At 60.6% G+C, this 12647-nt stretch carries 9 protein-coding genes; 8 read left to right on the top strand and 1 reads right to left on the bottom strand.

Annotated features, from left to right (window positions below; translation table 11 throughout):
* Nucleotides 1–156: 156 nt before the first annotated feature.
* From gndA to EKN07_RS04960, 4 genes are all read left to right on the top strand, one after another.
* On the top strand, nucleotides 157–1611 hold the full coding sequence (gndA, locus tag EKN07_RS04975; protein ID WP_126145784.1) for an NADP-dependent phosphogluconate dehydrogenase: 1455 nt from the start codon (nucleotides 157–159) through the stop codon (nucleotides 1609–1611).
* A 352-nt stretch (nucleotides 1612–1963) separates the two neighbouring features.
* Nucleotides 1964–2908, top strand: a complete 945-nt coding sequence (locus EKN07_RS04970) for a dihydrodipicolinate synthase family protein (protein ID WP_126145783.1) — start codon at nucleotides 1964–1966, stop codon at nucleotides 2906–2908.
* A 256-nt stretch (nucleotides 2909–3164) separates the two neighbouring features.
* Entirely contained in the window at nucleotides 3165–5135 is a 1971-nt protein-coding gene (locus tag EKN07_RS04965; protein WP_126145782.1) for a YjhG/YagF family D-xylonate dehydratase, read from the top strand.
* A gap of 276 nt (nucleotides 5136–5411) precedes the next feature.
* Nucleotides 5412–6197, top strand: a complete 786-nt coding sequence (locus EKN07_RS04960; protein ID WP_108716750.1) for a GntR family transcriptional regulator — start codon at nucleotides 5412–5414, stop codon at nucleotides 6195–6197.
* 103 nt (nucleotides 6198–6300) lie between these two features.
* On the opposite strand, the gene EKN07_RS04955 is transcribed toward EKN07_RS04960, so the two are convergent.
* Complete coding sequence (locus EKN07_RS04955) at nucleotides 6301–7827, bottom strand: mannitol dehydrogenase family protein (protein ID WP_108716456.1); 1527 nt, start codon at nucleotides 7825–7827, stop codon at nucleotides 6301–6303.
* Between the two features lie 413 nt (nucleotides 7828–8240).
* Between EKN07_RS04955 and EKN07_RS04950 the strand changes: the two genes are divergently transcribed.
* The 4 genes from EKN07_RS04950 (at nucleotide 8241) to EKN07_RS13110 (ending at nucleotide 12647) form a co-directional block, all read left to right on the top strand.
* Entirely contained in the window at nucleotides 8241–9662 is a 1422-nt protein-coding gene (locus EKN07_RS04950; protein ID WP_108716457.1) for a GntP family permease, read from the top strand.
* A gap of 273 nt (nucleotides 9663–9935) precedes the next feature.
* Nucleotides 9936–10949, top strand: coding sequence for an L-idonate 5-dehydrogenase (locus EKN07_RS04945; RefSeq protein ID WP_126145781.1), 1014 nt, complete (start codon nucleotides 9936–9938; stop codon nucleotides 10947–10949).
* Nucleotides 10950–11685: 736 nt separating this feature from the next.
* On the top strand, nucleotides 11686–12246 hold the full coding sequence (locus EKN07_RS13115; protein ID WP_277600496.1) for a hypothetical protein: 561 nt from the start codon (nucleotides 11686–11688) through the stop codon (nucleotides 12244–12246).
* On the top strand, nucleotides 12207–12647 hold the full coding sequence (locus EKN07_RS13110) for an enolase C-terminal domain-like protein (protein WP_276308083.1): 441 nt from the start codon (nucleotides 12207–12209) through the stop codon (nucleotides 12645–12647). The genes EKN07_RS13115 and EKN07_RS13110 overlap by 40 nt, the downstream gene beginning before the upstream one ends.

Raw genomic sequence — 12647 nt, 5'->3', positions numbered from 1 at the left:
CCGCCGTGCCGGTGTGGTCACCTTCCATCCCTTCAACCACACCGGTGCGGCAGCGTGTATGTCAATTGCCGCCGAATCACATCACGCGGCGGCAATTGCTGCTGTACTGCTGATATAAACAGGTGACGTTGTCGCCGCAACACCTAAGGAGTGAGTATGTCCATCCCTACCCCGCCGCAGGGAACCGCCGATATCGGCGTCACCGGCATGGCCGTTATGGGATCAAATCTGGCACGTAATCTTGCCCGCAATGGCTACAAGGTTGCAATTCATAATCGTTCGGCAGGCAGGACCGTGAAGGTTATAGCCGAACATGGGGACGAGGGCGTCTTCTACCCCGCTGAGTCTCTGCGCGATTTCGTGGCTGCACTGTCGCGGCCACGGGTCGCCATCATCATGGTGAAGGCGGGCGCGCCAACCGATGCGGTTATCGACGATCTGGCTGACCTGATGGAACCCGGCGATATCATCGTCGACTGCGGAAATGCCAACTATCACGACACCCGCCGCCGCGAAGCCGATATCCGGGCACGCGGGCTGCATTACGTCGGCTCCGGTGTTTCCGGTGGCGAAGAGGGCGCGCTCAACGGCCCGTCGATTATGCCCGGTGGAACGGCCGAATCCTACGAACGCCTCGGCCCGATGTTCGAGAAGATCTCTGCCCATGTCGATGGCGAGCCATGCTGTACGCACGTGGGTCCAGACGGTGCCGGACACTTCGTCAAGATGGTGCACAACGGCATTGAATATGCGGATATGCAGGTTATCGCCGAGGCGTACTACATCATGTCGACCGCGCTGGGAATGTCCGCGCCGGAGATCGGCGAGGTATTCCGCAAGTGGAACGAAACCGAACTCGGTTCCTACCTGATCGAGATCACCGCCGAGGTCTTGGCACATACCGACGCCGAGACCGGCAAACCCTTCGTCGATATCATCCTCGACCGCGCCGGGCAGAAGGGCACCGGAACGTGGACCGTGCAGAACGGCGCCGAGATGGGTGTACCGGTCACCGGAATCGCCGAGGCCACCTTTGCTCGTGGCTTGTCCAGTTCCGTCGCGCAGCGCGAGGCCGGGCGTGGCCTGACCGCCGGGGTCGAGACGGTGCCCGTCGAGGATAGGGAAACCTTCATCGAAGATGTCCGCCAGGCCTTGTATGCCTCGAAGATGGTCGCCTACTCGCAGGGCTTCGAACTCATCCGGAAGGCGTCCGACGAATATGAGTGGAACGTTGACCTGGGTGCCATGGCGCGTATCTGGCGCGGTGGCTGCATTATCCGTGCAGTATTCCTCGGCAGGATTACCGACGCCTACCAGCGTGACCCGCAGCTCCCCCTGCTGCTCGCGGACAGCTACTTCGCCGAGGAGATCGGCAAGGCCGTTCCTTCCTGGCGGCGGGTTGTTGCTTACGCGGCCCGCACCGGCGTACCCATTCCGGTGTTCGCCTCATCGCTGGCGTACTACGACGGCGTGCGCGCAGACCGCCTTCCCGCCAACCTCATCCAAGGGCAGCGGGATTACTTCGGCGCACACACCTACCAGCGTGTTGATAAGGAGGGCATCTTCCACACCCTGTGGAGTGGAGACCGTTCGGAGGAACTGCAGAGCTGAGCGTTGCTAATCGCCAGCAGCGGCTCATTGCTGCCGACGACAACACCGCCCGCGTCCGACTCAGCCGGGCGCGGGCGCGCTGCATCGACTCGGTCAGATTGGTCGGCAGGGCGCGGGCGCGCTGCATCCCAGCAGCCAAGCCGCTAAGACCTCCGGATTTTCGCTAAGGCTCCGGGTGATTCGCGGAGAACTGGCGAAAACCGGGAAATGGAGGTGACCGCGGTCTATAGGGAGAACAACGGGGTACCCACTTCCCGATACGGCAAATCTGCTCGGCAGCAACCCGGCCCCACCCCGGTACCCCGGTACCAACCGGGATATCACCCCGGCACTAACACGTAAAGGAACGAACATGCAGCACAAACTTGGGTACATCACACCAGTTATCACCGCCTTCACCGACGACGGCACTCTGGACGAGGCGGCCAATCGCGCCGTCCATGACTTCCTCATCGACGGCGGAGTCGATGGACTACTGCTACTGGGCAGCATCGGCGAGTTCTACGCCATCCCTCATGAGGAGCAGCGGCGCCTCATCGACCTGGCGACCGCGCATGTCGCGGGTAGAACCCACCTGCTGGTAGGAACCGGTTGTAACTCGGTGACCGAGACCATTGAAATGTCTCATTACGCGCTGGAGGCGGGCGCCGACGGCGTCGTCGTCATCGCGCCCTACTATTTCCAGCTCTCACCGGAAGATCTCTACCATCACTTCGACGCCGTCGCCACAGCCGTCACGGGAAGCATTTACCTGTACAACTTCCCCGGTTGCACCGGAAACCCATTGAGTGCCGCGCTGGTGCGGCGCCTAGCGGCAGATCACCCAAATATCGTAGGCATCAAGGACACTCTCCCCGAAATGTCGCATACCCGCGAGCTCATCGACACGATTCTGCCGAATCGCCCGGAGTTCCAAATCTACTCCGGGCTGGATGAGAACTTCGCGCACAACGCTCTGGCGGGAGGCAGCGGCTGTATTGCCGGCCTTTCCAACATCTACCCGGAGGTATGCGCCGCCTGGGCGAAATCGTGCCGCGACCAGGACTGGGAGGCAAGCGCGCGCTTGCAGCACATAATCGACACCCTTGCACCCCTATACAACATCACCCCTAACTTCACTCCCATACTCAAATACGCCATGGCATGGCGCGGCGTACCGGTCGCGCAGGCGTGCCGTACCTCGTGCGCACCGCTGAACGAAGCACAGAAGCAGGCCGTCGACGCGATTCTGCAGCGCGCCACCGCCCTTATCGCTGAGGCCGGACTCCGCCTCCTTCCCGCCACGCGCCCCTTATGACACTGTCTGCACACAGCCTCGTTTCCTGTGCCAACACGGGTACGTGGAACATAGTGCATGGGAGACAGCCACGGCTGCATGCGACGTAGCGCTGCGGCACAACGTGTTGCGCGCGCCGTCAAACGAGTTGTGCCGAACCTTGCACACAACAGAGCCCTTCACACAACAGAACCCCTCGCACATCCGAACCTTCACACATCCGAACCTTCACACATCCGGCCCCAAAACACACCGACCTTTCAACGAGGACACGATCATGCAAGACATTTACACCGAAGACGACCCGGCAATTTACCAGGCGCACACCCATCGCGACGGCCCGGCGGGCCGTCTGCCCCTGACCCCGGACCAGTTACGCACACTTCCCAGCGGCAGTATCTTCGGAATGACGCTCAACGCGGGAATGGGGTGGAATCCGGCCGAGCTCGGCAACGACGCCATCATGATGATCAGCACGCTCGCCGGGATTCGCGAGCGCGATGGCCTTCCGACCGCCCTCGGGCTGCACACCGGCCATTACGAGCTCGGTCTCCAGTTGGAGGCTGCGGCGCAGGAGTTGGCTGCGCACAACACCCTGCCCTACTCCGCCTATGTCTCCGATCCGTGCGATGGCCGCACTCAGGGCACAACCGGCATGTTCGATTCCCTCGCCTACCGCAACGATGCCGCAACAGTTTTCCGGCGTCTTATCCGTTCTCTACCGGACCGCAAGGGCGTGCTCGGAATCGCCGCCTGCGATAAGGGGCTTCCCGCCCTCATGATGGCATTGGCGTCGCAGCACGATCTGCCAACCGTCCTGGTTCCGGGTGGATCTACGCTGATGCCTTCCCACGGTGAAGACGCCGGAACGATCCAGACCATCGGAGTGCGCTATGCCGGTGGTGAGATGAGCTTTGAGGATGCCGTCACCCTGGGGTGCCGTGCCTGCGCCTCCGCCGGAGGCGGCTGCCAGTTCCTTGGCACCGCCGGTACCTCGCAGGTGGTCGGCGAGGCGCTCGGGTTGGCGATCACGCATTCCGCTCTTGCACCCTCGGGCGAGGCGATCTGGATTGATTTGGCCCGCAGCTCGGCTCGGGCACTGCTCAAACTCAAGAATGCCGGAATCACCACCAAGGACATCGTCACCGACGACGCCGTCGAGAACGCCATGGTGCTGCACGCCGCCTTCGGTGGATCCACCAACCTCCTACTCCATCTGGCCGCCATTGCCTACCACGCCGGATGCCGAGTCCCCTCCGTCGCCGACTGGGCGCGCATCAACCGGCGGGTGCCACGTCTGGTCTCCGTGCTACCCATCGGCCCGGTGATGTATCCGACCGCTTCCGTCTTCCTGGCCGGTGGCGTTCCCGAAGTCATGCTACACCTGCGGCGTTTGGGCCTACTGCACGAAGACGTTCTCACGGCAACCGGACAGACCCTCGGCGAGAACCTCGACTGGTGGGAAAACAGTGAGCGGCGCGCCCGCATTCGCCAGCGTCTACGCGAGGTCGACGGCGTGGAACCCGACGAGGTCATCATGACCCCGGATGATGCGGCTGCCCGCGGAATGACCTCCACCGTCACCTTCCCTCTCGGCAATATCGCGCCGGAAGGCTCCGTCGTGAAGTCCACGGCCATTGATCCGAGTGTGATTGACGACGACGGCGTATTCCGGCATACCGCTCCCGTCAAGGTCTTCACCTCGGAGAAGGCGGCTATCGCCGCCATAAAGGCGGGCGATATCGTTGCCGGAGACATTATGGTGGTCCTCGGTGCCGGGCCACGTGGCACAGGCATGGAGGAGACCTATCAGGTGACCTCCGCCCTGAAGAAACTGCCCTTTGGCAAGCACGTCTCCCTCATTACCGATGCTCGCTTCTCCGGAGTCTCGACCGGGGCGTGTTTCGGCCATGTTGGGCCGGAGGCACTGGCCGGAGGGCCGATTGGGAAACTGCGCAACGGCGACGTCGTGGAGATCGTCGTCGATACCCGAAAACTCGATGGCTCCCTGAACTTTATCGGAACCGCGGAGAAACCGTTGACTCCGCAGCAAGGAGCAGCCGAGTTGGCTGCCCGCAACACTCCCGTCAGCCTGCGGCCCGATCCCGATCTCCCCGATGACACCCGGCTGTGGGCGGCCCTGCAGGATGTCTCCGGCGGCATGTGGCGCGGATGCGTGTACGACGTCGACAAGATCATCGCAACTCTTGAGGCCGGTGTGAAAGCCCTGGCGAAGGAGGAGGACTGACCAGAGAGGAAGGCATGACAGAAGAATTGACGGGAGAAGAACTGACGAGAGAAGAACGCAACACGCCGACGCGTTAGCAGATAGTCGATTATCTGCGACTTCGAAACTCTGGATCGCGCGACGCAAATGTGCTGGTCGGAGGACTGTTAGCCAATATTGATTCGCTTAATAACTTCATTATCCATGACCTAGCCCACACGTAAGGGCCGCCACACCGGCGGTGGAGACGCTAGAATGCCGGATATACCCTTCGTACCGACACTCCAAGGCGGCGAGATGAACCCAGCAACCGGTAGTTCAGGCCAGCCAGCCGATGCTGCCCCCTTCGTTCCTGCCATCGAACTGGATAGGGACTCATCGGTTCCCCTTTACAAGCAGATTGCAGCTCCGATCGAACGCCTCATCTTGAACGGCGAGATCCCGGAGGGAAGTTTAATCGAAGATGAAGTATCCATGGCACAACGGCTGGAAGTATCGCGGCCGACCGCACGGCACGCACTGCAGCAACTCGTTAGCCAAGGCCTCGTCCGCCGTAAGCGCGGGTCCGGTACACGCGTCGCACCCACTCGAATTCACCGTCCACTCAGCCTCACGTCCTTCAATGACGACCTGAAACGTGCCGGTTTCACGCCCAGTACGAGAGTCATATCGTATGAGATAGTGCTCGCCGATGACGCGGAAATGGAAGCTCTGGAATGCGCTCGCGATACGGAAATCGTCCGCATGCGCCGCATCCGTTCGATCGAGACCGGCCCGTTGGCGATTATGACGAATCTGGTGCCTCTGGACGTCTGCCCCTCCTTGAAGGTCCTTTCAAAGCAGGGCCTTTATGCCGCCATGAAGGAATCCGGAGTCTCCATGATGACAGCTCATCAGACGGTCGGCGCACGCAATGCCACGCCTGATGACGCGGAGCAACTTGGCGTCCCGGTTGACGCACCGTTATTGACCATGCAACGCACCACATACGACGCCGCCGGGCGTGTGGTTGAGTACGGCAACCATCTCTACAACGCGAGCCTCTACTCCATCCGCCTCACACTTTTCGCAGACCGAATGTAAACCCCGGTGGGGATACAGTCGCGGTGCGTAACGACCGCAGTGCGTAACGAGGCGAGACGTCCCGTCGGGCACAACCTCTGCTATGCCCGGCGGGGCCACACGCCTAGATGCTTGAAAGCCTCTTACTCAAGGCGTCCTGCGCAGCTGCACGTACTCCACTACTCACGATCAGCTGTACCAGTTCCGTCACACGCTGATTGAAGGCCTCGTAGGCAGTCAACTCGCTGGCAAAGAATCCCCCGCGCAGAATCGCGTCGACGTGGACCGCTACCGGATTGGCGTCCGGTCCGGCCGCAGCGAGGGCAGCATCAGAGGCGGCACGCAGTTCGGGCTGCCGCGGCTCGACGATCTCTTCCACAAGCGCATCCGGCACGAAGCCGGGCGGCGGGCATGTGCAGCACAGCCAGGAGGCGAAAAGCAACGCGATTTGTTGCGGCATTATCCCCTGTGCCAACAGTCGAGTACCAGGGATGATGACTCGCTGATTGAGCCGCACGATTCCATGAGAACAAATCCGCGCCGTCCTGTCTCCCAGCGCGAAGTTCGTCCAGCGATCAAAGAGCTGCGCCACGTAATTCTCGGGATCGAATCCCTCCGGCAGGTCAATCGAGGGAAGCATCTCGTCACCGATCAGATGGCGCACACAATCCTCAATGAACTGCTGGGTGCGCGCATCAGGAACAGTGCCCCGCCCGTCGAGCACGCCGAGATAGGAGATCAGGGAGTGGCAGGCATTGAGAATGCGCAGTTTGACCAGCTCGTACTTCTCCACCTCGGTGGAAAAGATGACTCCGCGCGCCTTCTCCCATGCAGGCCGACCCGCAGCAAAGTTATCCTCAATCACCCACATGGTGAACTCTTCGGTAGGAACCGGCACGTCGTCGTGATAACCGGCAATACGCTCAACGTCCGCGCGCGTCTTATCCGTCGTTCCCGGAACGATACGATCCACCATTGAATTGGGGAAGGTGACAGAGTGCGCCATCCAATCCAGCAATGCCGACTCCGCGTCCACAGCCTGCAAGAACTCAGTGACAAGGCGGCGCACAAGCGCCCCACCCGCCTGCATATTGTCGCAGCACAGAATCGTCAGCGGTGCCCCGCCGTCGGCAAACCGTTTCTGCAGCCCACGTGCCAACAGTCCCACCGGCGTGCTGGGGCCGGCGCCGGCGATATCCGCAGCCACGTCCGGGTGGGCGGTGTCGAGTCCTCCGGTCATCTCATCCTTGTGATATCCCTGCTCGGAAACCGTCAGTGTGACGATCTTGTGCTCGGGAGCGGCGATTTGCGCGACGACGGCCTCAGGTTCGTCGGCGGCAACGCAAAAGGCGCGGTGTACGTCCACGATTCCCACATCTTCGCCGCGCGGTGTCAGCTGCAGTACCGAGTAGGCGCCGCCCTGTTCGCGCATTGGATCAACGACGCCGTGGCTATGCATCGCCACTCCAACCACACCCCAGTCCCCGGGCTCCGCCGCAAGGGCCTCCGCCGTCGCAACAGCCGCATGGGCACGATGGAAATTGCCCAGGCCAATATGGACAATCCCCGTCTTCTCAGGAGCACTTGCTCCGATCAGGCGCTGGGCAAGTACCTTGTCTTGATACAGGTCATCTCGGTGCAACCTTTGCATTCCGCCACCTTTCTCTTTTGAATGCGGCTACTCCCTTGTTCACCGCTGGAGCCGCCAATCACCGCAGCGATTGAGGCTCCTTACCACTGTATGCCGTTGTGAGCCGCTGCGTTCGGCTCTTTCGTCCAGGATTCCAAGACTGCGCCGCCCGCGCACGTGACTACCGCGGACATCGATAGCTGACTGGACAACCCAGAGGCCAGACGCGAGTGGACATAGGGCCCAAACGGCTCAGATTCGGGTTTGTACAATTGAGTCTACCAGCCGTACTAAGATGGCAGGTGCCGTAGCAGAAGGGTCACGCGCCCGCACGCTCGGCGTACATCATTTGTCCGCCACAAAGCGGTGATCGGGGCACACACATCCCGCTTATCGGGATCCTGGTCCTGCTTGTAATGTCAATGGAGACCTCCATGGAAAACTGGGAACAGACAATGAGTGCCGGCCCCTTGCTGGGGATCGCGGCCGCAGCGATTCTTTTGATCTTGCTGCTCATCATCGTCTGCAAATTGCATGCATTCCTGACGCTTGTTATCGTGTCCGTTCTGACCGCATTGGCAGCCGGAATCCCGATTGGCAGCTTATATGACGTGGTCATGAGTGGTTTCAATTCCACGCTGGGAAGCGTCGGTATATTAGTCGGGCTGGGCGCAATGTTGGGCAAACTTATAGAAAACTCCGGCGGCGCACAGGCACTGGCCGATTCTATGATCCGAACCTTCGGTGAGAGAAACGCACCGTTCGCACTCGGCATCGCCTCGTTGCTCCTCGGCTTCCCAATGTTCTTCGACGCCGGCCTCGTCGTGATGCTGCCAATCGTCTTCGCTGTTGCGAAACGTCTGGGTGGCCCCATCCTGCTCTACGCCTTCCCCACCGCCGTCGCCTTCTCGGTGATGCACGTGTTCGTGCCGCCGCATCCCGGCCCGGTCGCTGCTTCCAGCTTCTTCGGCACCAACCTAGGCGTCCTTATTATCGCTGGTATCGTGGTGGCAGTTCCGACCTTCTACGTCACCGGCGTTCTGTGGGGCCGCTACTGTGCGCGTCGATTCCCGAATATCGACATCTCGAACACGATTTTCGGCGGCGAGACTCGTACGGTGGCGAATCCGCCGAAGACGGGAACCGTTATCAGCGTGTTGCTACTCCCGATGCTCTTGATTTTCCTGAACACGAGCGTCGATTTCATGACGAAGGCGGATGTATTCGGCAAGTACAACCCCGAACCCGAACTCTCCCAGGTCTCCCTACCCACATGGGCCAAGGTGTTTACACTCCTCGGGACATCCGGTATCGCGCTGCTCATCGCGGTGATCGTTGCTATCCTTGTGCTCGGTTTGCGGCGCCACGAGGGCGGCTCAGCGCTGGAGAAGCTTCTCGATTCTTCGCTTGGCCCCATCGCCTCGGTCGTCTTCATTACCGGTGCCGGTGGCATGTTCGGAGGAGTGCTGCGCCAGTCCGGTATCGGTAACGCATTGAAAGAGGCACTTGGCGATCTGGGCATGCCGGTGATCGTTGCCGTATATCTGGTTGCGGTCGCGCTACGGTTGGCGCAGGGTTCAGCCACAGTCGCTCTTACGACCGCTGCCGGTCTGATGGCACCTGCGGTACTAGACGGTAATTTCAGTCCCATGCAGGTTGTGGCGATCACCTTGGCTTGCGCGGCAGGCTCTGTTTTCGCATCCCACGTCAACGACTCCGGATTCTGGCTCGTTGGCCGCCTGCTCGGCATGGATACCGCTACCACGCTGCGAACCTGGACAGTCCAGCAGGCGCTCGAATCGGTGATGGTGTTCGCTCTGTCTCTGGTCATCTTCGTCGTCGGCGGCATGTTCTGATTGCTCTCGTCGCCACGAGTCGGACCATCACAGTTGCACTAGTCCGACTCGTGGCAGCCTCAACCCAGCGTAGGTTCCGCACGGTGCGATGAATCGTTGTAGTACCAACAGTTTCAAAGACCTACTCCATCCGCCAAGATCACGCGCTTAGTCCATCCACATACTCCAGTCACCACCACTATCCACACGTCGTGATGAACCCCGCGGTGTCGCGCGGTTCATCACGGCATATGCACTCCATAGAAGGAACAATCACAAAAGAAAGAGGTTGCCATGCGTGCCGTTTATATTCACGGCAAAGAAGATCTACATATAGAGGAGGTACCCTTACCGGAACCCGGTGAGGGGCAGGTTCGGCTCCGCGTCGCCTATGTTGGCGTTTGCGGATCGGACCTGCACTACTACTTCGACGGCGCGGTAGGTGCCTACGCAATTACCGAGCCCCTGACCCCCGGCCACGAGCTCTCAGCAACCGTTGACCTCGACCCCTCCGGCAAGCTGGAGCCTGGCACCCCTGTTACGGTTCACCCAGCTACCTTCGGAACGCCGGTGCCGGGCGCCGAGGATCGCCCCAGCGTCTTCCCCGGAGGTAGCTATCTCGGCTCCGCCTCGACTCATCCACACACACAGGGCGGTATGGCCGAGTACTTGGTGGTCCGCTCGGACATGGTCCGTGTGCTACCCACTGGAATGGACCTGCGTGTGGCGGCACTATCCGAACCGCTAGGCGTAGGCCTGCATGGAATCAATATTGCCGGCGACCTGGAGGGGAAGAAGGTTCTTGTCTCAGGCTCGGGACCCATCGGATTACTCACCGCTGCCGGCGCCCTCAGTAAAGGTGCTGCTGAGGTGGTTGCCGCCGACGTTCTGGACGGGCCGCTTTCGCGAGCATCGCAGCTCGGCGTCACGCGCACCCTGCGCTCGGACCGTGATGGGCTTCCGACCAATTACTTCGACGTCATCCTCGAGTGCACGGGCGTGCCCGCTGCGGTCTCCAACGCGTTCGAGGCAGTGCGGCCGGCCGGTTTGCATGTGCAGGTCGGAATGCTTGCGGGCGGTCCGCAGCCGCTGACCATCGCACCGGTTATCTCCAAGGAGATTGAGATTCGCGGCAGCTTCCGTTTCAACAATGAGATTGACGACGCCGTTCAGTTGCTGGCGAACCGTCCGGAGATTGCCGACGCCGTCATTACCCATACCGTGTCCGCCGACGATCCGGTGGCGGCTTTCGTCACGGCGAAGAACTCTGATCTTTCGGGCAAGGTTCTGGTCGAGATGTGGCTGTGAGCCCATAGTGCGGGGCCGTGGCCGGGTCGGCTGCGGCCCTGCACGCTCGCGCCTGTCCAAATCCCGTCCAAACGATGGCAAAATGGAATGTTTCAATTTAAAGAATGGCGGAATCATGCGGATTTCGGCGTCGGTGAAAACCGGATGTTCTTCGTTTGGACGGGATTTGGACACATCGAGCTGCCGAAGAGGATGACAGCAACACGCGGCGCTAACAGGCTCGGCCACATTCAGTCATCGAATAATGTCCCCTGTTCGGCGGGCAAAAACGCGACACTATGAACACATGGTAGTCGCATCAGCGATGGTGTGATATCCGGCCCGCCAACGCGAGGTTGCGGGGCGGATTCGCCTCATGTTCGGCCGCCGCATTCGGCAGGGTCATTGTGCCGATGTGAGACCCACCGATTGTCGATCAGTACATGAATGCCGGCGCCACTGCCTCTCCCAAGCCTGGGGCTCGCCAGATGGTTCCGTCCGGCATTGGCGTCGCAGCGATGCATTGCCAACGAATTGCGCGGGGCACCGTCGGCATTCTCCACACTTCCGTCGCGCGAATCCAACGGACTCGCGCAGCCACTGATTGCCGGTCCCCTCGAAGCGTCTCGGCACGTCGGTTGGATCGCCTGCCCGTCGTGGCGTGCTCGAAATGCGCACGCGGACTTAATCTGCAGGCAGATCGAAGCCGACGGGCCGCAGAGTCATTCAGATACAGTGATTACACAAGGAGCGATTCATGCCCGACAGCATTAAGAACGTCAAACTATCCCATGTGGTACTCCCGCTTAAGAACGAGATCTCCGATGCCAAGGTGTTCACCGGCAGGCAGAAACCGATGACGGAGGTCAACTTCCTTTTCTGCGAACTCGAAACCAGTGACGGCCACACGGGCCTCGGATTCGGATACTCCAAGCGTGCCGGTGCCCCCGCCCAATTTGCGCATGCGAATGAAATCGCCGACAACCTCATTGGTGAAGATCCCAACGATATTGACCGCCTACACGTCAAATTACTGCGGGCGGGAGCCTCGGTCGGCCGTTCGGGCGTGGCCGTACAGGCCATTGCAGCCATCGATGTCGCCCTGTGGGATCTGAAGGCGAAACGCGCCGGACTTCCACTATCCAAACTTATCGGCACGCATCGTGATTCGATACGTTGCTACAACACCTCCGGCGGGTTCCTCAATTCACCTCTTCCGGAAGTGCTCGACAATGCAAAGAGGCACTGGAGTCAGGCATTGGCGGCATCAAGATCAAGGTGGGACACCCGGACCACAAGATCGACTTCGAGCGCCTAACGGCGATGCGTGATCTACTGGGTGATGACTTCCCGCTTGTGGTGGACGCGAATCAGCAGTGGGACAGCCCCACCGCCATGCGCATGTGCAAGGCAATGGAGGAATTCAACCTCATCTGGATCGAAGAGCCGTTGGATGCCTACGATTACGCCGGGCACGCGGAACTTGCCCGCGAAATTGCCACCCCAATTGCCACTGGAGAAATGCTGACCTCCGTGGCCGAGCATCGCAAGCGTATTGAAATGCACTCATGCGACTTCATCCAGCCCGATGCGCCGCGAATCGGGGGCATCACCGAGTTCCGCAAACTGTTGATTCTGGCCGAAGAGGCCGGGCTTCAGGTGGCACCGCACTTCTCCATGAAGATTCACTCCCATCTGTATCCGGGGCGGCCTCATTGA

This window comes from Actinobaculum sp. 352 (assembly GCF_003957265.1).
GTDB lineage: Bacteria > Actinomycetota > Actinomycetes > Actinomycetales > Actinomycetaceae > Asp313.
Note: the sequence above shows the minus strand (reverse complement) of the source record. Positions and strands in the feature narration are given on the sequence as shown.